The sequence below is a fragment of the Embleya sp. NPDC056575 genome (assembly GCF_042793325.1).
Lineage (GTDB): Bacteria > Actinomycetota > Actinomycetes > Streptomycetales > Streptomycetaceae > Embleya.
Genome location: NZ_JBHTVA010000014.1, coordinates 29,605 through 52,762 on the forward strand (window position 1 = coordinate 29,605; position 23,158 = coordinate 52,762).

Sequence of the window (23,158 nt, forward strand, 5' to 3'; positions counted from 1 at the left end):
CGACGCGCCCGATCGGCTTTCGTCGGCGCCGCCGAAGCCGCCAGGTTGGTGATTTCGTCCCGCTTCCGGAAGGCCCTTGATGAACCGTCACCTCCGCGGCGGAGTCGGCGTCGCCGCCGCGCTCCTGTCCGCCTGCTCGCTCGCCGCCGGCGCCCCCGTGGCCGCCGACGCCCGGCCCCCACTGCCGCGGCCGAAGGCCTCCACCAACGCCGAGTTGCCGCCCTGGCCGGTGCCCGCCGACAGCGCGCAGCGCGGGGCCGACGTGGGGCTGGCCCTGGACACGATGGAGGGTGCGAAGCAGCACTTCCATGTGCATCTGGACATCTTCGTCGGCCTGGAGCGCGTCGAGGTCGCCCCCGAGTTGGGCATCGACCACCGGTCCGGGCTGCTGGCCGACCTGCACACCCACGACAACAGCGGCGTACTGCACGTGGAGAGCCACGACGCGAACGCCCGCTTCGTCCTGGGGCAGTTGTTCGCGATGTGGAACGTCAGGTTCGACGACACCCACCTGGGCGCACTCACCCCCGACGCCACGCACACCTACCGCACCTACCTCAACGGCGAGTTGGTGACCGGCGATCCGGCCCGGATCGAGCTGCGTCCGCACGACCAGATCTCGGTGATGTTCCAGGGCGATCAGGTGCGGATCAAGCCGCCGGCCTCGTACGACTTCCCGATGGGCCTTTAGGGTCGCGCTCGTTCACGACAGTATGGGGGTGGGTGTCGGGCCGTTACGACGAGACAGGGGTTGCCGCCATGACCGATCTGGAAACCGCGGCCCCGGCCTTCGTCTCCATGGCCCACTCGATCGTGTGGGCCTCGATCGCCACCGTGGACAGCGCCGGCCGCCCGCGTACCCGGATCCTGCACCCCTACTGGGTGTGGGAGCACGGTCGACTCACCGGTTGGGTGGCCACCGCGCCGACCGCGACCAAGCGCGCGCACATCGCCCGCAACCCGTTCGTGTCCTGCAACTACTGGTCGCCCACGCACGACACGTGCGCCGCCGAATGCCGCGCGGACCTGCTCTTCGACGAGGAGGTCCGCGAGCGGGTGTGGCACCTGTTCCGGGACACCCCGGAGCCGCTGGGCTACGACCCGGCCGGGGTGCCCGGGTGGGAGAAGCCCTCCTCGCCCGACTTCGCGGTGATGCGCCTGTCGCCGTGGCGGCTGCGGGTGTTTCCGGGCGCCGGACTCAAGGCCGGGCTCGGCAGCGCGGTGCTGACCTGGCAGGAGCCCCGCCCGGAGCTGACCCCGCAGGGCGCGGGCTGACCCGCCGCCACGACGCGCCGCCCCGCCGCCACGGCGTGCCCCCGACCCCGCGGCGTGCCCCCGACCTCGCGACACCTCCCTGATGCCGCAGCGTGCCGGCTGAGCCCGTCGCGTAATTCCTGAGACAAAGTTGTCTCATCTGGGCTAGAATTGATCCATGCCCACCGACAACGAGCAGGTGCTGCGCGCCGCCGTCACCCTGCTGCTCCGGCGCCCCGCCTCGTCCATGGACGAGATCGCCCGCGCCGCCGGGATCAGCCGAGCCACGCTGCACCGGATGTTCCCCGGCCGCCCGGCGCTGATCACCGCGCTCGGCGCGGAGGCATCCGCCCGGATCGGACGCGCGATCGACACCGCCGACCTGAGCGCCGACGACGTGCCGCGGGCGCTGCGCGACCTGGTCGAGCAGCTGATGCCCTGCGCCGACTACCTGGCGTTCCTGTACGGCGAGAGCTCGCTGGTCGGCGACCCGGACCTGGAGCGGGCCTGGAGCGTGATGGACGAGCAGGTGGCCGCCGTGGTCCGGCGCGGCCAGGAGAACGGCTCGATGCGGGTCGACCTGACCGCCCAGTGGGTCACCGAGGCGCTGTTCTCGTTCGTCGCCGCCGCCGGCTGGGCCGTGCACGAGGGCCGACTCGCCGGCCGCGACGCGGCCCGCTCGGTCACCGAACTCCTGCTCGGCGGCGCCCGGCGCACCCCGGGCAACCCCGACTGACCCCCGGGGCGACGCGACACCCGATCCGTCGCCCCACCCCTGGTTCCATCTCTTTTTTTGGACTTTCGATCATGGCAGCTCCCATTTCCTCGGCTCCCGCCCATACCGGCACCGGCAACCCCGCCAAGGGCGCGCCGGGCCGCTGGATCGCGCTCGGCGTACTGACCCTGTCGGTACTGCTCGTGGCGATCGACGCCACCGTGCTCGGCCTGGCCATCCCGTTCCTCAGCGAGGACCTGGAGCCGACCGGCACCCAGCTGTTGTGGATCGGCGACGTCTACTCCTTCGTCATCGCCGGTCTGCTGGTCACCGCCGGCACCCTCGGCGACCGGATCGGCCGCAAGAAGCTGCTGCTCTTCGGTTCGGCCGCGTTCGGCGCGCTGTCCGTGGCCGCCGCCTACGCGCCCAGCGCCGAGGCGCTGATCGCGGCCCGGGTCGCGATGGGCGTCGCCGGTGCGTCGCTGATGCCCTCCACCCTCGCCCTGGTCCGCAACATCTTCCCCGACGCGCGCGAACGCAGCTTCGCGATCGGCGTGTGGGGTGCGATGTCGATGGCCGGCGCCGCGTTCGGGCCGGTCGTCGGCGGCTTCCTGCTCGAACACTTCTGGTGGGGCTCGGTCTTCCTGATCAACCTGCCGGTGATGGCCGTACTGATCGCCGTCGGCGTCAAGATGCTCCCCGAGTCGCGCAACCCGAACCCGGGCCCGTGGGACATGCTCAGCGCCGCACTGTCCCTGGTCGGCATGATCGCGACCGTATACGCGGTCAAGGAGGCCGCCACCCACGGCCTGCTGCGCCCCGACGTGTGGGCGGCGCTCGCGATCGGGGTGAGCGCGCTGGTGTGGTTCGGCCGCCGGCAGTTGTCGCTGCCGGTGCCGCTGCTCGACATGCGCCTGTTCCGCAACCGGGCGTTCTCCGGATCGGTACTGGCCGACCTGCTCACCGTGCTCGGCATGTCCGGGTTGATCTTCTTCCTGTCCCAGTTCCTCCAACTGGTCCAGGGACGCAGCCCGTTGCAGGCGGGCCTGGCCGAGCTGCCGGCCACCGTCGGGGCGATCGTGTCGGGTCTGCTCGCCGGCGCGGCGGCCCGCCGGCTCACCCCGCGCGTGGTGGTGACGTCGGGCCTGACCGCGATCGGGCTGGCCCTGGGGGCGCTCACCGTGCTGGCCGAGGACACGCCGTACCTCTACCTGGGCGGCGTGCTGCTCCTGGTCGGTGTCGGCGCGGGCTTCTCGTTCACGGTCACCGCCGACCTGATCCTGGGCAGCGCGCCGAAGGAGAACGCGGGCGCGGCCTCGGCGGTCTCGGAGACCGCGTACGAACTGGGCGCGGCGCTGGGCATCGCGCTGCTCGGCTCGGTGGTCACCGGGATCTACCGGGGCCATCTCACGGTGCCCGAGGGGGTGTCCGGGTCGGCGGCCGACGGTGCGCGCGAGTCGCTCGCGGGCGCCGCCGAGGCGGCCGACACGGTGTCCGGGCAGGTCGCCGCCGACCTCACCCACTCGGCGAACGACGCGTTCCTGGAGGGACTGCGGATCGCGGCCGGCGCGGGCGCGGTGGTGCTGCTGGCCGCCGCCGTCGCGGCCTGGTTCATGCTGCGCGGCGCGCAGACCGCCGGGTCCGACGTGGAGCACTGACGGTCGGTCCGCCGGCGGGGTCGCCCCCGCCGGCGGACCTCAGAGCGCCTTCGCGAAGCACATGCTGCTCGGGTAGTCCCTGTAGTAGCCGAACCCGGGTATGCGCTCGTATCCGGAGGACCGGTACAGCGCGATCGCCTCCGGCTGCTTGGCGCCGGTCTCCAGGACCACCCGCAGCCGGCCCGCCGCCCGGGCGCTCTCCTCCAGGTGTGCGAGGATCACCCGGGACAGACCGCGCCCGCGGGCGTGCGGCACCACGTACATCCGCTTGAGCTCGGCGTCGCCGTCGTTCAGGCTCGGATCCTCCGGCGACGCGCCGCGGGCCCGCCAGCCCCCGCAGGCGATCGGGGCGCCGTTGTCGTATGCCACGCAGAACAGGCCCTGGGGCGGCAGAAATTCGCCCGGGTCGACCGCCGTCTCGTCGGGGTCGCCGTAGCGGTGCACGTACTCCTGCTGCACATCCGCCACCAGCTTGCGCACATCGGGGTGGTCGTACCCCAGAGTCTCGATCTCCACGGAACGACGCTAGCCCGTGGGGACGACGCGATCATCGGCGGGCTCGGGCCCGGTCGCGCACCGGCCCGCCGACGCACGCGGGCTCAGACCTTCGGGCGGTAGCTGCCGAAGCTCCAGAGGTTGCCCTCGGGGTCGCGGACGGTGTAGTCGCGACCGCCGTAGTCCTGGTCCTTCGGCTCCAGCACCACGGTCGCGCCCGCCGCCACCGCCCGCGCGCAGTGCGCGTCCACGTCGCCGTCGATCACGCCGTAGAGCGCGGAGCCGCCGACGGGCCACCGCAGCAACGCGTCGGACCCCTCCGGCGGGTTGCTGCCGAGCATGACCACGGCGTTGCCGAAGGTCAGCTCGGCGTGTGCGACGGTGTCGTCGTCGCCCGGGACCACCATGACCGCGGTCATCCCGAACGCCTCCCGGAGAAAGGTGATCGCCGCCGACGCGTCGTTGTAGCGCAGGGTCGGGACGAGGTCGGAGATCAGCGTGTTGTCGCTCATGGTGCGCTCCTCGAGGCCGGGTGTGGCGGCCTGTTCCGGTGGGTCCGGCGGGTGCCGGGTGGGTCGAGACCAGCCTCCGGCGGAGGACCCCGCGCGGTATTGGACAAACGGGAACGAGCGCCGTCGGCCGGCGCGGGTCAGGCCGCGAAGCCGCCGGCGGGCAGCCGGGAGCCCAGGTAGGCGCCGGGCGTGCAGCCCGCGAGCACCTTGAAATCACGATTGAAGTGCGCCTGGTCGTAGTAGCCGGCCTCCGCCGCGACCTCGGCCCACGAGCGCGGCGCTGCCTCCAGCAGCGTGATCGCGTGCCGGAAGCGCAACACCCGGGCCACCGTCTTGGGCGGCAGGCCGACGGTCTCCCGGAAGCGGGCGCCGAGGTGGCGTCGGCTCCATCCCGTCTCCCGAGCCAGCGTGGTGACGTCGATCCGACCGGCGCTCGCCGTCAACAGGTCCCAGGAGCGGATCACCTCGGGCAGCGGCTCGGGGCCGATCGCCAGGCGGCGGAGCAGGATCTCGTCGAGGTGGGCGAAGCGGGTCGACCAGTCGGGCGCGGACACCAGCCGGTCGACCAGCGCGTCGCCGTCCCACCCGGGCAGGTCGTCGAGGTGCACCACCCGGTCGGCGATCTCGGCGAGCGGCAGACCGAGCAGCGTGTAGGCGCCGAGCGGGGTCAGGTCGAGTTGGACGCCGGCCTGTCGGCCGTCGTGCTCGACGAGCGTGGGCCCGTCGTGCAGCCCGGCCACGAACGAGCGGGTGGTGCCCGGCGTGTCCAGCCCCCCGTGCGGGGAGTGGACCCGGATCGGCACGAATCCGATGATCACGGTGATCGAACCGGTGGCCACCTCGCGGCGGCGCAGCGGCGCGTGGGTGTGCTCGTCGTAGCCGAGATAGGAGTCGAACAGGTGCGCGAGCGCGGGATGCGCGGGCGCGGACACGGCCGCCATGGACCCGAGCGCGGAGGTGTGTCGGGTCAGGTGCAGAGTGTCCGTGGGGACCATGCTGTCCAGTCTCACACCCGGTGCCGACAAGGTGCCGACCACCGACCAGACGAAGCACCGACCAGGGAGTATCCGATGCGCATCGCGATCTCGGCCGACCAGATCAAGGGCTGCGGCCTGTACCTCGCCGACGAACTGCGCAAGCGTGGCCACGACGTGTTGGCCTTCGGCGCCTTCGACCCGGCGCACACGCCCGAGTTCGCCGACGACTGGGCGCCGGTGAGCGCCGCGGCCGCGCGCGAGGTGGCGGCGGGGCGGGCCGATCAGGCGATCGTGTGTTGCTGGACCGGTACCGGTGCGTCGATCGCCGCGAACAAGGTGGACGGGATCCGGGCGGCGCTGTGCTCGGACGCGGAGACGGCGGCCGGCGCGCGGCGCTGGAACCACGCGAACGTCCTGGCGCTCAGCATGCGGCTGACCTCGGGGCCGGTGTTGATGGAGATCCTGGACGCGTGGTTCGCGACCGCGCCGAGCCGCGAGGTCGCGGACGTGCTCAACGTGGAGCACGTGGCGGAGATTCGCCGCTGAGCGTGGGCCGGTCGGCGGCGGTGCGATCGAGGTGGTCGGGCAGCTCGGCGAAGTGCCCGATCACCCCGATCGCGGGGGCCAGGCCCGGCGGGCGCCCGGTCGGCGCGATCAACACGGCGCGCATCCCGTACACGTGCGGCGCGGTGGCGTCCTTGCTCGGGGTGTTGCCGACGAACATGATCCCCTCGCGCGGGACGCCGCAGGCGCGTTCGACCTCGGCGTAGAAGTGCGGGTGCGGCTTGCGCAGGCCGATCGCGCAGGAGAGTACGACGGCGTCGAAGCAGTCCTCGATGCCCGCCTCGGCCAGCGTGCGCCGGCGTACCGACTCGGGTCGCTGGGTGTCGCACGCGAGGACGCAGACCAGGTCGCCGCGGGCCCGGATGCGCAGCAGCGCCTCGGCGGCCCGGCGGATCACCCGGGAGTCGGGGACCCGCTCGAAGACCGGTTCGAGGGCCGCCCCGGGGTCCGGGACGCGCGCCCCGCACAACCGGGCGGCCCAGTGGATCTCGGTGGCGAAGGAGGTGTGCGTGTCCCGGACCCGGTCGCCCTCGCGGGTGATCCGGTGCACGTGGTCGTAGGCGGCCACGAAGGTGTCCGGGACGTGTGTGCCCGGCAACTCGCGCAACACCTCCAGGACGAGACGGCCGTCGGGGTCGGGCCCGGGGATCGCCAGGGTGTCCCCGAAGTCGACGGCCAGCGCGCGTACGTTCATGCCCGGCCGGTCCCCGATCCGCGGGCGGCCTACACCGCCCCGCGCACCGTCGCGGCCGGGTCGGTGTGGGGCGGCGCCGTCGGCGGGCCCGCGATAACCTGCCGGGCGATGCCGATCTCCCGCCAACCCCTCGCCGAGCCGCCCACCGGGCTGAGCACGAACACCCGTCACCTGCCGGCCGGGGGCGGGGTGACGGCGCACCGGCACGAGGTGCACCAGGTCGTCTACGCGGGCCGGGGCGTGTTGTCGGTGAGCACCGACGCCGGCACCTGGGTCGCGCCCGCCACCCGCGCGTTGTGGATCCCGGCCGGCACCCTGCACCGGCATCGTGCGCACGGGCGGACCGTGCTGCACGCGGTGGGCATCCCCGCCGACGCCGATCCCTTGGACCCGGCCCGCCCGGCGGTGCTCGCCGTCGGCCCGCTGCTGCGCGAGCTGATCATCGCCTACAGCCGCCCCGACCTCGTGGACACCGACGAGGGGCGACGCATCCTCGCGGTCCTGCTGGACCAGCTCCGGCACAGCTCCCGGCAGGCGCTGCACCTGCCCGCCGGCCGGGATCCGCGCCTGGTGGCGGTCTGCGCGCTGCTGCGGGCCGATCCCGCCGATCAGCGCACACTGGCCGCTCTGGGCGCGGCGGTGGGCGCGGGCGAGCGCACGCTGACCCGGCTGTTCGCGGCGGAGGTGGGCATGACGTTCCCGCAGTGGCGCACCCAGGCGCGCCTGCACCACGCGCTGGTCCTGCTAGCCGAGGACATACCGGTGACCACCGTGGCGCACCGCTGCGGGTGGTCCTCGGCGAGCGCGTTCATCGACGTCTTCCGGCGCGCCTTCGGCCACACCCCGGGCGCGTACCGCGCATCGGGATGAGCCGTCGCCGGCCGCCCTCGCTCGGTTGCGTACGGGCAACAGACCGGCGACGAACGACGCGAACGCGGACGGGTCGCGGGTCCGGGTGAGCACCCGGCCGGGCCCGGTGAAGTCGAACCGCACCCCGGCGGAGTCGGCGGAGACCTCCACGCCCGCGCGGTGCGCCGTCATCGGGCCGGATTCGGCCCGCGTCGCCTCGCCCGGATCGGGCAGGCGGCGCGCGGCGGCGAAGGCGGGACCGTGTCCGACATCGACTCTCATGCGGCGAACGTGACACGCCCCGCCCCCGGGCCCGGACCAAAGCAACCCGACCGGCCGACCGGTGTCACCCGATCGGGGCCGGCCGGGGCGCGGTCAGGCGGCTCTGGCGCCCAGCACGCTGCCGAGGAGGTCGTCCAGGCCGACCAGGCCCAGGAGGGTGCCGTCGGCGGCGTGGACCAGGGCCAGGGACGCGCGGCGCTCCTGGAGGGCGGCCACGGCGCGCTGGATCGGGGTGTCCACGGTGAGGGTGAGCACCGCGGTGGCCAGTTCGCCGGCGGTGTTCCCGGACGCCTGGGTGCGCGAGGTGAGCACCTTGCGGATGTGCACCACCCCGAACAGCGTGCCGTCCTCGCCGCGCACGAGCAGCCGGTTGCGGCCGTTGCGGCGCGAGACCGCGGCGATCTCCTCCGGTCCCGCGTCGGCCGGCACCGAGTCGATCTCGGCGGTCGGCACGATCAGCCGGGCCAGCGGCTCGGTGTGCGTGCGCAGCGTGCCCGAGAGCACGTCGTGCGAGGCGTTGTCGATCAGGCCCAGCCGGCGGGACTCGCCCACCAGGCGGCGCAGCCCCTCGGCGTCCTTGGGGTGCGACAACTCGTCCTTGGGGTCGATCCGGGCCAGCCGCAGGATCGCGTTGCTGACCCCGTTCATCGCGCGCAGCAGCGGTCGCACCACGCGGGTGTAGCCGCGGAAGGACGGGGCCAGGACGAGCGCGACCTTCTCGGGGCCGGCGATCGCCCACGACTTTGGTGCCATCTCGCCCAGCACCATGTGCAGGATCACCACGACCACCAGCGCGATCGCGAACGCCACCGCGTGCCCCGCCGCGGCCGGCATGCCGACGGCGTCGAAGAGCGGGTCGAGCATCGTGGCGATGGCCGGCTCCGACACGATGCCCAGGCCCAGCGAACACATGGTGATGCCCAACTGGGCACCGGCCAGCATCAGGGACAACTCCCGTACGCCCGCCAGCGCCGACTTGGCGCCGCGCTTGCGCTCGGCGGCCAGCGCCTCCAGGCGGTGCCGCCGCGCGGCGACCATCGCGAACTCGGCGGCGACGAAGAACGCGTTGCCCACGAGCAGCGCGACCGTGACGGCCAGGGCCGGCCACAGGCCCAGCTCCATCGAGCCCAGGCCACCACCGGAGGCCAGGGACGGGGTCATGCGGTCACCTCTGTGGTGCGTGTGGGGTCTGCGGAGCGCCGATCGGCGCTCCATTCGGGAATGTCGCGGGGGAACGCGGGCTCGGAGGTCAGCACCCGCAGGCGGACCAGGGCCGGCACGTGCCGCTCGACCGCCAGCACCTCGATCTCGGTGTAGCGGATCGGCTCGTCGTCCTCCTCGGCCGAGCGCCCGGCGCGGACCTCGTCGGGGTCGGGGACCCGGATCCGGTCGCCCACCTCGGGCAGCCGACCCAGGTGCGCGATGACCAGACCGCCGAGGGTGTCGTAGGGCCCGTCGGGCAACTCGGCGCCGACGATCCGCTCGGTCTCGTCCACCCGCAGTCCGGCGTCCAGGCGCCACCAGCCGTCCTCCGGCTCGGTGTCGACGGGGTCCTCGTCGTCGCTCTCGTCGGCGATCTCGCCGACCAGTTCCTCGGCCACGTCCTCGTAGGTGACGATCCCGGCGAGTCCCCCGTGCTCGTCCAGGACGACCGCGAACTCCTCGTTGGCGGCCCGCAGTTGTTCAAGCAGCGAGGCCAGCCCGGCGGTGTCGGGGACGAGCAGCGCGGGGCGGGCGATGGATCCGGCGGTGACGTGCGCGGTGTCCTCGGGGGCCACCTCGAGCAGGCACGCCACGCCGACCACGCCCAGTACGTCGTCGACCCGCTCGCCGACCACCGGGTAGTGCGAGTGGCCGCACTCGGCGACCAATTCGATCAGCTCGGCGGCGGTGGTCTCGGCACGGACGCGGACCACGTCCGGTCGCGGCACCATCACCTGGTCCACGCTCAGGTCGCCGAACGCGATCGCGCGGCGCAGGATCCCGGACAGACCGGGATCGAGGTCGCCGTCCCGGCCGGCCTCGTCGACGATGTGCGCCAGCTCCTCGGTGGTGGCCCCACCGTGCAACTCCTCGACCGGTTCGATGCCGATCGAGCGCACGATGCGGTTGGCCAGGGTGTCGAACAGCCGGATCAGCGGGCCGGCGACCTTCAGGTACACGATGGTCGGCCGGCCCAGCAGGACGGCGACACGCTCCGGTTCGGCGATGCCCCAGTTCTTCGGGACCAGCTCGCCCAGCACCATCTGGATCGCGGTGGCGACCGCGAAGCCGAGGACGAGGGCGATCACCGGGACGGCGCCGTCGGGTACCGAGACCAGTTCGAGGAGGGGGGAGATCACGGCGGCCAGCGCGGGCTCGGCGATGAAACCGACCAGCAGGGCCGTCACGGTGATGCCCAGCTGGGCACCCGACAACATGAACGACAGTCGACCCATCACGGTCATCGCCCGGGCGGCGGCCTTGTCACCGGCCTCCGCGCGACGACGCAGCAGGCTCCGGTCGGCCGCCACGTAGGCGAATTCCTGGGCGACGAAGAAACCGGTACCGAGGGTCAGCACGACGATCGCGGCTATGCCCAGAGCCGCGGTCATGAGACCGCCTCCCGGACGTCGCGGCTTCGATCACAGTCTCGGGAGGGACCGGTACTAGGGGGGTCCGTCTCTTGGGCGGACACACACGCTCCTTGCTCAACGGGCAATTCAGGGTCAAACACTTACCACGCCGAACGTATCATCGCGCGCCCTTGTTCCCCGGGGCCGGGCGTTGATGCGGACGGAAGGGGTCGGATTCGGACCAGTATCCAAAGATGCTTGGCTTTCCACCCCGCGTCATGACAATCTGTGCGTCCTCGAACACCGTGAGGTGATGGGGGCCCGTCGGGGGTGTGCGACGCACACACCGCGGCGGGGGAAGTAGCGAAAACCCGCGCCGCCTGCCACAGGCGTCGCGAAGTTCATCCGTACGGGGGAGCGACCCACGCCCTCCCGTCCGGAAGATTGGTATCGGGAACCCGCACCGCCGCAATGACGTTGACAACATCAGACGGGGGCAGCGTGTACGACAGCAGCCCTGATCCGGCTCACGCCGGCTCGCCCGAGGCGCCCGGATCGGACCTCTCAGCGCGCGAGAAGGAGACCATGCCTCGCACACTCGACGACTACGCCGTGTCGCTCGCCGCGTTGAAGGCCTACGACATCACCGGCGTTCGTCCACGCGACCTCCGCCGATTCCGCGACTTCGGCGAGCTGCCCGAAGGGGTGCCCGAGGCCGTCGTCCTCCGGGCCCAACGCATCGTCGAGGAGGAGCGGGACCGCCTGCTGCGCCTGACCACCGGCTCCTGATCGCCGAGCGAGCCGGGACGAGGGCGCCGGCCCGCCGACCTCCCGCCTGTCGCGGCGCGTGCGTCCGGCACGGGTGAGTCGTCCCTGCGCCGCCCCGGGCCGAGCGGGTGCGACCACCGTGGGGTGATCGCCCGCTCGTGATGTCGCCGGCCGGCCTGCGGTTCGTGGGGGTTCGCCTAGTGGGTTCCGTTGAGGTAGGCCAGAACCGCCAGGACACGACGGTTCGTTTCGTCCGAGGTGTCGATCGACAGCTTGGCGAAGATGTTCGTGGTGTGCTTGCTCACCGCGCCCTCCGAGACGAACAGGCGGCCCGCGATGGCCGCGTTGGAGCATCCCTCCGCCATCAGCTCCAGGACCTCGCGTTCGCGCGGCGTCAGCTGGGCCAGCGGTTTGTCCCGCACGTTGCGGGCGAGCAGCTTCGAGATCACTTCGGGGTCCATCGCGGTGCCTCCCGACGCGACCCGGCGGACCGCGTCCACGAACTCGTCGGTGTTGAACACGCGGTCCTTGAGCAGATACCCCACCGCGCCGGTGCCGTCCGCGAGCAGTTCGCGGGCGTAGAGCTGTTCGACGTACTGCGACAACACCAGGATCGGCAGTCCCGGGACCTGCCTGCGGGCCTCCAGGGCGGCCTGGAGGCCCTCGTCGGTGAAGGTCGGCGGGAGCCGGACGTCGACCACCGCGACGTCCGGCTTGTGCTGCACCAGGGCCCGGAGCAGTTCGGGCCCGTTGTCCACGGCCGCGACGATCTCGAAGCCGTGCGCCTGGAGCAGGCGGACCAGCCCGTCCCTCAGGAGGGCGAGGTCTTCCGCGAGGACAAGTCGCACGGCAGCTCCATGATTACAGTCGTCGGGCCGCCCACCGGGGAGTGCAGGGCGAGCGTCCCGTCGAATGTATCGAGTCGGCGCTGGATGCCGCGCAGTCCCGTGCCCTTCATCAGATCGGCGCCGCCTTCGCCGTCGTCGGTGACCGCGATCCGCAACGAGCCGTCCGTGTACGTGAGATCGATCTCCACGTGCCGGCCGCCGGAGTGTTTGGCCGCGTTGGTCAGCACCTCGGTGACCGCGAAGTAGGCGGCGGACTCCAGCGGGAGTTCGGGCCGGCCCGGCAGCGAGACGTTGACGTTGACGTCGAGCGGGCTCTCCAGGGCCACTGCGCGCACCGCGTCGGCCAGGCCCCGGTCGGACAACACCGGCGGGTGGATGCCCCGGACCAGGTCGCGCAGTTCGTGCAGCGCCTTCGCGGACGCCTCGCGGGTCTCGGCGAGCAATACGCGGGCCGCGTCGGGGTCGGTCTTCATCAGCGCCTCCGCGGCGCCCAGGTTCATCCCCATCGCGACCAGGCGGGCCTGCGCGCCGTCGTGCAGGTCACGCTCGATCCGGCGCAGCTCGGCCGCCGAAGCGTCCACCGCGTCGGTCCGACTCTCGGTCAGGTGCTGGACCCGCAGCGCCAACTCGGCCTGCTTGGTGGGGGCGAGCAGGGACCGGTTCCACAGGCCGTTGACCCGGGCGAACCAGGGCGCGAGGGCGAGGCCGGCGGCCACCTGGACCAGGCCCCACGGCACCGCGAGGCCGGCCCTCTCCACGCTGTTCACCTTGATGAACGTGTACCACTGCGCGTCGTCGACGTGCCGGTAGGCCACCTCCCACAGGAACGGCATCAGCACGCCGTGCAGGCCGTTGACGATCAGCATCATCGGGAAGCACGCGATGAGCAGGCTCGACGGCAGGTAGAGCAGCGCCCACAGCAGGTCCCGCCAGGTGGCCGCCTCGGTGATCATGCGCTTGGTGCGCGCCCACAGCCCGGTCACGCCGCCGCCCGTGGGCAACCGCCGGTACGGGGTGTCGATCGGGACGTGCGCCCACGAGCGCATCGCCTTGCGGGTCACGTTGGCGGTGGCGCGCAACAGCAACATCAGGGGGAAGAAGAACAGCAGGCCGACGCCTATCGGCAGCAGCGCCATGAACACCACGCACGTGATGAACAGCGCGAGGGCGGGGACCGAGAGGAAGACCAGAGCGAAGCCGCGCCAGGCGCACAGCAGCGCCCAGCCGAGCCGCCACCGGGTGGCCGGCGGGTCGGCTCTGTCTGGCGTGAGCGTGCTCATGGGGTCCTCCCGTGGATCTGCCTGACTGCTGGTGTCATCAGTGTGTCGGGCGCCGACCGGGCAGGTCACGGGGGAGGCACCCCGAACCGGGGTGGGCCTGGGCCCACCCCGGAGCAGGGGTCAGCCGGCGATGTCCGACAACAATTCGGCCAGGTCCTTCGGGCGCGAGAACATCGGCCAGTGACCGGTCGGCAGGCTGTGCACCGTGCGCTGCTCGACCGCGGCGAACTCGGCCGTGAACGGGTGCCCGGCGGCGATCATGGCCTCGACCTGCTCGGCCGGGAACAGGCAGGTGATCAGGTGGGCCGGCACCCGCAGCCGGGCCGGGTCGGCGACCTGCTGCGGGCTCGCGGCCACGGCGTACGGCTGGGGCATCGCGCGGGCGCGCAGTTCGGCGAGGTCGGTGTCGGACAGGCCGTCGAGCATCACCGGGTCGGCGGCCGGGTCCCAGGGGTAGACGTAGCGGCCGTCGCCGCGGGCGGCGACCTCGGCCTCGATCCGGGCCCGCTCCTCGGGCTCCTGGAGGTCGGCGAACGAGACGCCCGCGGCCACCGGGCCGGCGTCCACGTAGACGATCCGGGCGATCCGCTCCGGGATCCGGTCCAGCGCCTCGTACGCGGCGAACGCGCCGCCCGAGTGGGCGGCCAGGACCACGTCGGTGAGGTCGCGCGCGGTGATCTCGTCGACCAGGGCCCGGGACTGGGCGGCCAGGTCGACGCCCGTGCCGTCGGTGCGGTCGGGCTCCAGGCCGGGCAGGGTGACCGCGACGACCTCGTGGCCGGCGGCGCGCAGCGGTTCGGCGACCCGGTCCCAGGCCCACGCGCCGAGCCAGTAGCCGGGCACGAGAACGATGTTCGCCATGGTGATGCTCCTCGATCGTGGTTCGGTGTTCGTCCTGCGATCAGGATCCTGTCGCGTGTACCTGACAGATCACGACAGGTTTGATGTCGGGAATGGCACGCGTCGGGGGCTCCCGGTGCCTCAGAGCCAGTTCCGGCGCTTGAAGATCAGGTAGAGGACGGCGCAGACCACGAGCATCAGGCCGATCGCGTACGGGTAGCCGTACGCCCAGTGCAGTTCGGGCATGTGGTCGAAGTTCATCCCGTACACGGTGCCGATCAGGGTCGGTGCGAACAGGATGGCCGCCCATGCGGAGATCTTCTTGACCTCCTCGTTCTGCGCGTTGCTGGCCGCGGTGAGCTGCTTCATCTCCTCGTTCTGGGCCTGGGTCACCACCACCGCGTTGACCCGCATGATGCCTTCGAGCAGTTGGCGAAAGCCCACCACGCGCTCCACCGCGATCGTCGCGTGGTCCTGGACGTCGCGCAGGTAGCGACGCAACTCCTCGTCCACGTGGTACTTGTCGAAGCCGGTGGACAGGTCGGCGAGCATGAGCAGCAGCGGGCGGGTCGCGCGCTGGAACTCGATCACCTCGCGGGAGAGTTCGTAGATGCGCCGGGAGACGTTCGGGGCGCCGAGGAAGGCCTCCGCCTCGATCTCGTCGATGTCGTTCTGCAGTCCGCCGACGACCGGGGCGTAGGCGTCCACGACGCTGTCCAGGATCGCGTAGAGCACCGCCTCGGGGCCCTGGCGCAGGAGTTCGGGCCGCTCCTCCGCCCAGCGGCGCACGGCGGACAGGTCGGGGGACTCGGAATGGCGGACGGTGACCACGAAGTTGCGGCCGAGGAAGACGTGCAGCTCGCCGAAGTCGACCTCCTCGACGTCGTCGAGGTAGCGGGCGGCGCGCAGGACGACGAACAGGGTCTCGCCGTAGCGTTCGAGCTTGGGGCGCTGGTGGGCCACGATCGCGTCCTCGACGGCCAGCGCGTGCAGGTCGAACTCCTCGGCGGCGGAGAGGAGTTGGCTCTCGGAGGGGCGGTACAGGCCGATCCAGGCCATGGCGCCCGGGCGGGCGTGCAGTTCTCGGTAGGTGTCGGCGAGGGTGGTCGGCGAGGCGACGCGGACCCCCTCCACGTAGATCGCCGAGTCGATCAGGCTGTGCTCGACGGGCGGGGGTTCGGGGGTGTCCGCCGCGCGGGGGTCCATCGAGCGCTCGGGCGGTTCGGGCGTGCCGTGCCTGCGGGTGCGGAAGGGCAGACGCCGATCGGACATGCGGGGCTCCGGGACACTGGGCGGCGACGAGCACGGACACCACATCGGGCCGCTCGCGCCGGGAGTCGCGTTCGGCTCTTCTTCGTATTGTCCACATTTCCGCGCAGATATCGCGTATGTATGCCATTCAGGGCATCGCCCGGTGCGGGCCCCTGGGGATGCGTCGGGGATGTGCCGGTGGGCTTGGGCGGAAACCGGCCGGGTCGGGGCGGATCGAGGCGTCCCGGCCCGGCCGGAGTCGGGCTACGGCAGGACGAACGGCCCCTTGCCCATCTGCTGCCGCACGGTGACCACCGGCGGGTTGACCAGGCCGCGGCGCTGCCAGTTGGCGCCGTCCACGACCAGGGTGTGCCCGGAGACGAAGCGGGCGTAGGGCGAGGCCAGGAACGTCGCGGCCCAGCCGAGTTCGCGCAGCCGGCCGACCCGCATGGCGGGCTGGCACGGGTCCTTGTCGTGGGTGCCGGCGAGGTTGCCCTTGATGTCGGCGGTCATGTCCTCGTGCGGGAACAGGCCCGGGACCAGGCCGTTGACCTGGATCCCGTACGGGCCCCACTCCACCGCCAGCGTCTCGACCATGTTCTTCACGCCCGCCTTGGCCGCCGCGCTGTGCGCGAAGCCGGGGCCGCCCGTCCAGGCGTAGGAGGCGCCGATGTTGACGATCGAGCCGGGGGTGCCCGCCGCCAGGTGTCGGCGGGCGAATTCGCGGGCGCAGAAGTAGGTGCCGTTGAGGGTGATGTCCACGACCGTGCGCCAGGCGTTGGGTGACATCTCCTCGGCGGGTACGGGAAAGTTGGCCGCGGCGTTGTTGATCAGCACGTCGGGTGGCCCGAACGAGTCGACCGCCGCGTCGAAGGCGGCGGTGATCTGCTCGGGCTCGCGGATGTCGCAGCTCACGGTGCGGACCTTCGCGCCGGTCTCGGCCAGCGTCTCGCGGGCCGCCGCCAGGTGTTCCTCCTTGCGACTGGCGACGACGAGGTTCGCGCCGAGGCGGGCGAATTCGAGGGCGATCGCCCGGCCCAGGCCGGTGCCGCCGCCGGTGACGAGGACCGTACGGCCCGCGTAGGTGCCCGCGGGCAGTGCGCTCGCGCCGAGGGCGGGCGGCTCGGGCAGGCCGATGATGCCGTCGGACGCCCCGCTCGTTCCGCTCGTCCCGCTCGTCCCGGTCGTCTCGGTCATGGGTCAGCTCCCCGTGTAGTGGGCGGGCCGCCGTTCGGCGCGCGCGGCGCGGAACTCGGCGTAGTCGTCCGACTTGTTGACGAAGGTCTGGGCGATCAACTCGTCGGCCATCGAGGCACGCACCGCGGGTTCGGCGAGCCGGGCGAGCATCCGGCGGGCGGTCTTGATCGTCACGGCCGGCGCGGCGGCGATGCGCTCGGCCATCTCGCGCACGGTGGCGTCCAGCGCGTCGGCGGGCACCACACGCGAGACGATGCCGTGCGCGTACGCCTCGGCGGCGTCCATCGGCCGCCCGGTCAGCACCAGGTCGGCCGCCACCCCGTGGCCGCAGATCTGGAACAGGCGGGCCACCCCGCCGGTGTCCGGGATCACCCCGTGGGTGGTCTCCGGGAGCATGAACCGGGCGCCCTCGGCGGCGACCCGGATGTCGCACAGCAGCGCGCGCTGGAAGGACGCGCCGATCGACCAGCCCCGGCAGGCGACCAGCACCGGCGCGTCCAGGTCGAACAACTGCTGGATGCCGCGATGGCCGCGCGTCATCAACTCGTGGTGCGTGTCCTCGACCCGGTGACCGCCGATCGAGGACACGTCGCGGCCGGAGGAGAAGGACTTGCCCTCCCCGCGCCAGATCACCGCCCGGATCTCGGGGCGTTGCCGCAGTTCGCCGAGGATCCGCCAGAGCAGCGCGTCCATCTCGTCGTCGAACGCGTTGTGCCGGTCCGGGTTGTTGTTGGTGATCGTCGCGATCGCACCGTCGTAGTCGAGGAGCAGCTTGTCCGCCATGACACCCTGGGATATCCCAACGGTGCGCAGGAATCGAGAGGCGTGGGCCCGGGGGCCGCGCAAGCGGCCAAGATCACAGTCGGCCGCGCGGGGTGACGGTCGCGGTCGGTCGCCGGGTCGGCCGTGTGCGGTCCGGGGGCGCGCCGAGGCGGCGGTGGTGCCGGTCAGGGGTTGCGCTGGGTCAGGCCGTAGAAGTTGCCCTCGTTGTCGCGGAAGGTGGCCCACCAACCCCACTCCTGCTGCGCGGGCTTGTCCGGGAAGTCGATGCCCCTCGCGCTCAGCTCGGCGTACGTGCGCTGCACGTCGTCGCAGGTGAACAGGACGTTGTTCAGGCTGCCGACCTTCTCCATGTCGAAGCGCTGACTGAAAAGGATCAGCGTGATGCCGTCGCCGGGCGCCCGGACCTCGATCCAGCGCGGGCTGCCGGCCTCGCCCATGGGGGTGTCCAGCACCTCCTCGAAGCCCATCTTCTCGACCCAGAAACGTTTGGCCGCGTCCTGGTCGCTGACGTTGAGCGAGACCTTTCCGACCTGCAATCCGATCTGCGACATGCGAACTCCCTCGGCTGGGGCCACCGGCCGTCGGCGGCCCGGCTACCGGTGTTCGACCGGCTCGCCGAACAGTGCCTCCTGACCGACCGTCGCAAACAGCTTTCCCGCCGCGTCGAACAATCGACCGTGCACCGTGCCGTGTGTGCCGTGCAGCGTGGTGCCCTCCTGGTCGAACAACCACCATTCGTCGGCGCGGAACGGGCGGTGGAAGCGGATCGTGTGGTCCAGGCTGGCCCGCGGCATCCAGCGTCCGGCCAGGGTGTGCGCGTGCGGCAGTACCAGCGTGTCGAGGAAGGTCAGGTCGGTCGCGTAGGCGACGGCGCACGCGTGCAGAAGCGGGTCGTCCGGGAGTTCGCCGTCGGTGCGACACCACAGCGCGTTGTGTGGCGGGCGGGCGGCGAACGTCTCGTCCGCCCAGGTCGGCGGGGCGACGAAGCGCATGTCGATCGGGTTGTACCGGACCAGGCCCGGCCTGCGCAGCGGACCGCGCAGCGTGTCCAGGAGCTGTTCCAGGGTGGGCAGCGTGTGCGGGTCGGGCGCGGCGGGCGCGCTCGGGGCGTGGTCGAACGCGCTCTCGGGGCGGGTCACCTGGAAGGACGCGACCAGGTGTACGACGATCCTGTCGCCCTGCAGCACGTCGACCCGACGGTGGCTCAGCGTGCGTCCCTGGAGGGTCCGGGTGACCCGGTAGGTCAGCGGCAGCGTCGCGTCGGCCGGCCGCAGGAACGAGGCGTGCAGCGAGTGCGGCACCCGGTCCGCGTCGACGGTGGCCCCGGCGGCGGCCAGGGCCTGGGCGACGAGCCAACCGCCGAACACTCGGAACGCGTCCGGATCGGGACTTTTACCTTCGAAAAGGTCGAACTTGAGTCCGCTGGGCTCAAGTTTCTCGGAATTGAGTGCGGAAGGCTCAACGTCGGTGGCCTCCGGTCCACTACGCTCGACCCCCTCGGGCCTGAGTCTGGTGGGCTCAACTTCTGCGACGAATCGGCTGACGGCGCTGCTCATGGCTGCAAGTAGAGCAATGACGGCCGCGAGACCGACGACGAGGGGCGTGGTGAAGGCGTGGCGTGGAGTGGGGTAAAAGTGCTCCGGGACCGCAACGCGGGCCTGTATCTGAGCGGGGTGGTGATCTCCGGTTTCGGCAGCAGCGCGATGACCCTGGTCGCCGGGGTCTGGGCCAAGTCGCTCACCGGATCGGACAGCATCGCCGCACTCATGGCGCTCGGCGTGTTCGCGCCGACCCTGCTCGGCCCGGTGCTCGGCGCGTTCGCGGACCGATGGCCGGCCAAACGGCTGCTCGTGGTGGTCAACACGATGCTCGCCGTACTGCTCACCGCCACCCTCACCGTGCGGTCCGAGGCGCAGGTGTGGATCCTGTTCGCGGTGATGCTCGGCTACGGCTTCGGCTTCGTGCTGATCGACGCGGGGGAGTCGACCGCACTCTCCGCGGCGGTCGCGCCGGGCATCCTGGGCGATCTGAACGGGCTGCGGCTCAGCGCCTCCGAGGGCATGAAACTGATCGCCCCGCTCGCGGGCGCGGGCCTGTTCGCGTGGTCGGGCGGACACACCGTCGCGCTGCTCGACGCGGGCACGTTCGTGCTCGCGGCGGGGGTGTTCACGTTGATGCGCTTCGAACAGCCCGTGCGGGAACGCTCGGCGACCGGATGGGTCGCGCAGACCTCGGAAGGGGTGCGCCACCTGTGGGCGCACCGGCCGCTGCGCCGGCTTGTGGTCGCCGGCGGGCTGGCGATGGTGGTGTCGGGGATCAGTGGCGGGGTGACCTACGCCGTCGTCGACGAGGGGCTGGGTCGCTCGCCGGAGTTCGCCGGGGTGCTGTACATGGCCCAGGGCGCGGGCTCGGTGGCGGCCGGGTTGGCCGCCGGCGCGCTGATTCGGCGGCTGGGCGCGAAGGGGTTCGCGGTGCTCGGCCTGGTGTTGTTCGCGATCGCGGTGGGGCTGCGGGCGCTGCCCTGGTTGCCCGCGGTGGCGACCGGCAGCGTGCTGAACGGGTTCGGGTTGCCGGCGGTGCACGTGGCGGCGATGACCGTGTTGCAGCGGGAGACGCCGGCGCATCTGGTGGGCCGGGTCGCGGCGACGGCCGGGACGGTCATGTTCGCGCCCACCGCGTTCGCCGTGCTCGGCGTGGCGGGTCTGTTGGTCGTGGTGGACTATCGGCTCATCCTGCTCGGGGCCGCCGCGCTCGGTGTGGCGGTCGCGCTGTACTGCGCGGCGGGGCGCGGGGAGACGGGGCCGCCGGCGGAGGCGACGCCGGCGACCGCCCCGGAGGATTCGCGGCATATGTGACGTACGCATGTCCTAGGTGTCGGGCATTCGGCCACCTACGATGATCCGCATGTATGAAGCGGCGGAAATCCCGGCGGAGCTGATTGCCCTTCAGCGGGACCGCGACCACGCGGCCGAGGTGGTCACCACCTTCGCGCGCGAGAACCCGGGGCGACTGGACGCCGAACTGACCCGGCAGTGGTCGGCGGCGGTGCGCGCGGAACGCAACGCCATACACGCGCTGCACGCGCACCCGATGATGGTGCTGGGGCCGAACCGGTTCAAGGTCATGCGCGCGCTGCGGGCCGCGGCCCGGCTGTCCTGACGACGGTCCGGGCCGGACAGGGGCAAGAGAGTGCCGGACCGGACCGTCGAACCTCGAAGGCTACGCGCCCGGTCCGACATCCAGGCTCCGCTCGAACCGCATCCGGTCCCGACCGGGCCCGTCCAGATCCGCGACCGGTCCGCGCACGGTGAAGCCCATCGTCGTGTGGAAGCGGATCGAACCGGTGTTGCCCGGACCGGTGATCGCCCGCACCCGAACCCGCCCGGCCGCCCGCGCGAGCGCGAAGAAGCGCTCGTACAACTCGGCCGCCAGGCCCGATCGGCGCAGGTCCGGGCGGACGGCGACGAAGTGGATGTACGCCTCGTCGACGCGCGCGGGCGAGAGCAGGCCGACCAGGAAGCCGCCGAGCCCGTCGACGTCCTCGGCGACCAGGCTCGTGGTGTGGAAGTGGTCCAGGAACAGGCGGGGCAGGGCGGAGGTCATCGGCCGGCCCCACCAGTCGTCGACGACCGCGACGATGGCGTCGTAGTCGTCGGCGCGGGCGGCGCGGATCATCGGTGCGGTCATGCGGTGACGCTCCCCGGGCAAAAGGTTCGGCGATAGTTCTGCGGCGTGGTGCCGCGACGGCGCAGGAAATGGTGGCGCAGCGTCGCCGCGCTGCCGAAACCGGAGCGCTCCGCGACCGCGTCGATCGACAATGCGGTCTCCTCCAGCAACTCCTGGGCGAGCAGCACCCGTTGCGCGATGAGCCAGTCGTAGGGCGTGGTGCCGGTCTCCTGCTGGAAGCGGCGGGCGAAGGTACGCGGGGACATCAGCGCGTGCTCGGCCATGCGCTCGACGGTCAGATCCCGGGCCAGGCGCTCGGTCATCCAGGCGAGCGTGGCCTGGAGCGGGCTGCCGGTCGGCCCGGGCAGCGGGCGGGCGATGTATTGCGCCTGGCCGCCCTCGCGGTGCGGCGGTACGACCATGCGGCGGGCGATCGTGTTGGCGACCCGGCTGCCGTCCTCCAGTCGGACCAGGTGCAGGCAGGCGTCGATGCCGGCGGCGGTGCCGGCGCTGGTGATCACCCGGCGGTCCTCGACGTAGAGCACGTCCGGCTCGACCACGGCCCGGGGGAACTGCCGGGCCAGGCGGTCGGTGTACTTCCAGTGCGAGGTGCAGCGGCGGCCGTCGAGCAGGCCCGCCCGGGCCAGGGTGAACGCGCCGGTGCACACGCTCATGATCCACGCGCCCCGGGCCTCGGCCGCCCGCAAGGCGTCCAGGAGAACCGGGTCGGAGGCCACCCGTTCGTCGTGCTCGACGGCGGCCGGGATGGCGATCAGGTCGGCGTCGGCGACCCGGTCGAGGCCGTGTTCGGCGTACAGGTCGTAGCCGGCCTTGGTGCGCACCCGGCCGGGAGTGACCGCGCAGACCGCGAAGTCGTAGACCGGGCAGCCCTCCTCGCTTCGGTCGATGCCGAAGACCTCGCACAGCACCCCGAGTTCGAAGGGTGCGACCCCGTCCTGGACGATCACGACCACATTGCGCAGCATGCGACCAGCATGCCGGCGCGGTGATCGTGAGGACAGGATGGCGGTGGCAGGATATTGCGGTAATCAGGCAGTCCGGCCACTCGATGCATGTGCAAGCAAATGGCATGCTCGGGGTATGACGGTTCTGGCGATTTTCCTGGTGACCACGGTGATTCTCGGTGTGCTGTCCGCCCTGGGGCGGTCGGCCGATACGCGCGATGGGGGCAAGTCCCCGTCGTGGCACCACTGATGCGGTCCGGCGCGGAGCCGGACACGCGAAACGCGCGCCCGGACGGGGGACCCGGCCGGGCGCGCGCGGTGTTTCGTGAGGTGGATCGGTCGGCGACCGCCGGCGTATGGCGCGGCGGTGGTCGACCGGCGGTCGATCAGCTGCGGCGCTTGAGGGCGCGCCAGACGAAGTAGATGACGATCGCGAGCACGATGATGCCGATGATCGCGAAGATGAACTTCCCGGCCTTCTTGAAGAAGCTCTTCTTCTTCTTTTTCTTCTTCGTCTTGACCGGGTGCAGCTGCGGAACCGAGGCCCGCTGGGCGCTGGTTCGAGCAGAGGTGTCCGCGAGCGTCTGCACGCCGGTCGACACGCCGGTCGAGGTGAGCGAGGTCTGCGTCGAGGCGGACGAGACCTGACGCACCTGCGCCCGGTCGGGCGCGGCCTGCGCGGGCGCCGCGGTCAGGACCGCCGCGAACACGGCGAGCAGGATCGGACCGGCGAGACGCCGAAGAAAACGTTGAACCATATCTGGACAAGCCCCCATTTCGAACCCCGCGGAACACGCGCCTCGCGGTGTCGCCCCGGCCCCGTGGTGGGCCGACAGCGGGACGAAGCTACCCGACACGCCAGTGTCCACGTGCAGAAAAGAGTCAAGATTTGGTTCGGACGCCCCCCATGCGACACGTGTCAACGCGGCTTCCGCTACGCTCACGTTTCATCAGGTTGTGGTGGCTCGGGCGCCGGTGAGGGGTGCCCGAGCCACCCAATTTCCG

General features: G+C 71.9%; 26 protein-coding genes. 9 read left to right on the forward strand and 17 right to left on the reverse strand.

The genetic code is table 11. The annotated features are described in order from the left end of the window. Positions 1-79: 79 nt before the first annotated feature. From ACFRCG_RS13285 to ACFRCG_RS13300, 4 genes are all read left to right on the forward strand, one after another. The gene (locus tag ACFRCG_RS13285) at positions 80-691 is read left to right on the forward strand and encodes a hypothetical protein (protein WP_380030992.1); all 612 of its coding nucleotides are present in this window, start codon (positions 80-82) and stop codon (positions 689-691) included. A 68-nt stretch (positions 692-759) separates the two neighbouring features. After that, positions 760-1,275 carry a pyridoxamine 5'-phosphate oxidase family protein gene (locus tag ACFRCG_RS13290; RefSeq protein WP_380030994.1) on the forward strand — a complete coding sequence of 172 codons (516 nt, stop codon included), beginning with the start codon at positions 760-762 and terminating at the stop codon, positions 1,273-1,275. 157 nt (positions 1,276-1,432) lie between these two features. After that, entirely contained in the window at positions 1,433-1,990 is a 558-nt protein-coding gene (locus tag ACFRCG_RS13295; protein WP_380030996.1) for a TetR/AcrR family transcriptional regulator, read from the forward strand. A gap of 71 nt (positions 1,991-2,061) precedes the next feature. Next, a complete protein-coding gene (locus ACFRCG_RS13300; protein ID WP_380030998.1) occupies positions 2,062-3,627 on the forward strand; it encodes an MFS transporter in 1,566 nt (521 codons plus the stop codon). 39 nt (positions 3,628-3,666) lie between these two features. Here the strand turns inward: ACFRCG_RS13300 and ACFRCG_RS13305 are convergent, their stop codons facing one another. The 3 genes from ACFRCG_RS13305 to ACFRCG_RS13315 form a co-directional block, all read right to left on the reverse strand. Continuing rightward, positions 3,667-4,143, reverse strand: a complete 477-nt coding sequence (locus ACFRCG_RS13305) for a GNAT family N-acetyltransferase (protein WP_380031000.1) — start codon at positions 4,141-4,143, stop codon at positions 3,667-3,669. A gap of 83 nt (positions 4,144-4,226) precedes the next feature. Then, positions 4,227-4,634, reverse strand: a complete 408-nt coding sequence (locus ACFRCG_RS13310; protein WP_380031002.1) for a VOC family protein — start codon at positions 4,632-4,634, stop codon at positions 4,227-4,229. A 137-nt stretch (positions 4,635-4,771) separates the two neighbouring features. Continuing rightward, positions 4,772-5,629: a helix-turn-helix domain-containing protein gene (locus ACFRCG_RS13315; protein WP_380031004.1), complete on the reverse strand. Its 858-nt coding sequence runs from the start codon at positions 5,627-5,629 to the stop codon at positions 4,772-4,774. 75 nt (positions 5,630-5,704) lie between these two features. On the opposite strand from ACFRCG_RS13315, the gene ACFRCG_RS13320 reads away from it, so the two are divergent. Next, complete coding sequence (locus ACFRCG_RS13320; protein ID WP_380031006.1) at positions 5,705-6,157, forward strand: RpiB/LacA/LacB family sugar-phosphate isomerase; 453 nt, start codon at positions 5,705-5,707, stop codon at positions 6,155-6,157. On the opposite strand, the gene ACFRCG_RS13325 is transcribed toward ACFRCG_RS13320, so the two are convergent. Continuing rightward, positions 6,123-6,869, reverse strand: coding sequence for an HAD family hydrolase (locus ACFRCG_RS13325; protein ID WP_380031008.1), 747 nt, complete (start codon positions 6,867-6,869; stop codon positions 6,123-6,125). The genes ACFRCG_RS13320 and ACFRCG_RS13325 overlap by 35 nt on opposite strands. 108 nt (positions 6,870-6,977) lie before the next feature. Between ACFRCG_RS13325 and ACFRCG_RS13330 the strand changes: the two genes are divergently transcribed. Continuing rightward, positions 6,978-7,739 (forward strand): AraC family transcriptional regulator, encoded by a 762-nt coding sequence (locus tag ACFRCG_RS13330; protein ID WP_380031010.1) that lies wholly within the window; start codon positions 6,978-6,980, stop codon positions 7,737-7,739. Between the two features lie 354 nt (positions 7,740-8,093). Here the strand turns inward: ACFRCG_RS13330 and ACFRCG_RS13335 are convergent, their stop codons facing one another. Together ACFRCG_RS13335 and ACFRCG_RS13340 are read right to left on the reverse strand one after the other, a co-directional pair. Then, positions 8,094-9,161 (reverse strand): CNNM domain-containing protein, encoded by a 1,068-nt coding sequence (locus ACFRCG_RS13335; protein WP_380000718.1) that lies wholly within the window; start codon positions 9,159-9,161, stop codon positions 8,094-8,096. Then, the gene (locus ACFRCG_RS13340) at positions 9,158-10,594 is read right to left on the reverse strand and encodes a hemolysin family protein (RefSeq protein ID WP_380031012.1); all 1,437 of its coding nucleotides are present in this window, start codon (positions 10,592-10,594) and stop codon (positions 9,158-9,160) included. Before ACFRCG_RS13340 ends, ACFRCG_RS13335 begins: the two co-directional genes overlap by 4 nt. A 546-nt stretch (positions 10,595-11,140) precedes the next feature. Between ACFRCG_RS13340 and ACFRCG_RS13345 the strand changes: the two genes are divergently transcribed. Then, positions 11,141-11,344 (forward strand): hypothetical protein, encoded by a 204-nt coding sequence (locus ACFRCG_RS13345; RefSeq protein WP_126640583.1) that lies wholly within the window; start codon positions 11,141-11,143, stop codon positions 11,342-11,344. A 176-nt stretch (positions 11,345-11,520) separates the two neighbouring features. Here ACFRCG_RS13345 and ACFRCG_RS13350 read toward each other — a convergent pair whose 3' ends face one another. From ACFRCG_RS13350 to ACFRCG_RS13385, 8 genes are all read right to left on the reverse strand, one after another. Then, positions 11,521-12,171 (reverse strand): LuxR C-terminal-related transcriptional regulator, encoded by a 651-nt coding sequence (locus ACFRCG_RS13350; protein WP_380031014.1) that lies wholly within the window; start codon positions 12,169-12,171, stop codon positions 11,521-11,523. Beyond that, the gene (locus ACFRCG_RS13355) at positions 12,135-13,451 is read right to left on the reverse strand and encodes a sensor histidine kinase (RefSeq protein ID WP_380031015.1); all 1,317 of its coding nucleotides are present in this window, start codon (positions 13,449-13,451) and stop codon (positions 12,135-12,137) included. Before ACFRCG_RS13355 ends, ACFRCG_RS13350 begins: the two co-directional genes overlap by 37 nt. Positions 13,452-13,571: 120 nt before the next feature. Beyond that, positions 13,572-14,312, reverse strand: coding sequence for an alpha/beta fold hydrolase (locus ACFRCG_RS13360; RefSeq protein WP_380031017.1), 741 nt, complete (start codon positions 14,310-14,312; stop codon positions 13,572-13,574). A gap of 120 nt (positions 14,313-14,432) precedes the next feature. After that, positions 14,433-15,563 (reverse strand): magnesium and cobalt transport protein CorA, encoded by a 1,131-nt coding sequence (locus tag ACFRCG_RS13365; RefSeq protein ID WP_380031020.1) that lies wholly within the window; start codon positions 15,561-15,563, stop codon positions 14,433-14,435. 243 nt (positions 15,564-15,806) lie between these two features. Further along, on the reverse strand, positions 15,807-16,739 hold the full coding sequence (locus ACFRCG_RS13370) for an SDR family oxidoreductase (protein ID WP_380031022.1): 933 nt from the start codon (positions 16,737-16,739) through the stop codon (positions 15,807-15,809). A 3-nt stretch (positions 16,740-16,742) separates the two neighbouring features. Next, positions 16,743-17,522, reverse strand: coding sequence for an enoyl-CoA hydratase/isomerase family protein (locus ACFRCG_RS13375; protein ID WP_380031024.1), 780 nt, complete (start codon positions 17,520-17,522; stop codon positions 16,743-16,745). Positions 17,523-17,686: 164 nt separating this feature from the next. Continuing rightward, positions 17,687-18,073: a VOC family protein gene (locus ACFRCG_RS13380; protein WP_380031027.1), complete on the reverse strand. Its 387-nt coding sequence runs from the start codon at positions 18,071-18,073 to the stop codon at positions 17,687-17,689. 42 nt (positions 18,074-18,115) lie between these two features. After that, the gene (locus ACFRCG_RS13385; RefSeq protein ID WP_380031030.1) at positions 18,116-18,889 is read right to left on the reverse strand and encodes an acyl-CoA thioesterase; all 774 of its coding nucleotides are present in this window, start codon (positions 18,887-18,889) and stop codon (positions 18,116-18,118) included. A gap of 267 nt (positions 18,890-19,156) precedes the next feature. Between ACFRCG_RS13385 and ACFRCG_RS13390 the strand changes: the two genes are divergently transcribed. Together ACFRCG_RS13390 and ACFRCG_RS13395 are read left to right on the forward strand one after the other, a co-directional pair. Continuing rightward, positions 19,157-20,377, forward strand: a complete 1,221-nt coding sequence (locus ACFRCG_RS13390) for an MFS transporter (RefSeq protein ID WP_380031033.1) — start codon at positions 19,157-19,159, stop codon at positions 20,375-20,377. Between the two features lie 49 nt (positions 20,378-20,426). After that, positions 20,427-20,681, forward strand: a complete 255-nt coding sequence (locus ACFRCG_RS13395; protein ID WP_078978779.1) for a hypothetical protein — start codon at positions 20,427-20,429, stop codon at positions 20,679-20,681. A gap of 60 nt (positions 20,682-20,741) precedes the next feature. Here the strand turns inward: ACFRCG_RS13395 and ACFRCG_RS13400 are convergent, their stop codons facing one another. The 3 genes from ACFRCG_RS13400 to ACFRCG_RS13410 all read right to left on the reverse strand — a co-directional run bounded on the left by ACFRCG_RS13400 (position 20,742) and on the right by ACFRCG_RS13410 (position 22,863). Continuing rightward, positions 20,742-21,209, reverse strand: a complete 468-nt coding sequence (locus tag ACFRCG_RS13400; protein WP_380031036.1) for a GNAT family N-acetyltransferase — start codon at positions 21,207-21,209, stop codon at positions 20,742-20,744. Continuing rightward, complete coding sequence (locus tag ACFRCG_RS13405; protein ID WP_380031039.1) at positions 21,206-22,174, reverse strand: DJ-1/PfpI family protein; 969 nt, start codon at positions 22,172-22,174, stop codon at positions 21,206-21,208. Before ACFRCG_RS13405 ends, ACFRCG_RS13400 begins: the two co-directional genes overlap by 4 nt. A gap of 365 nt (positions 22,175-22,539) precedes the next feature. Beyond that, positions 22,540-22,863 (reverse strand): hypothetical protein, encoded by a 324-nt coding sequence (locus tag ACFRCG_RS13410; RefSeq protein WP_380031041.1) that lies wholly within the window; start codon positions 22,861-22,863, stop codon positions 22,540-22,542. Between the last annotated feature and the right edge of the window lie 295 nt (positions 22,864-23,158).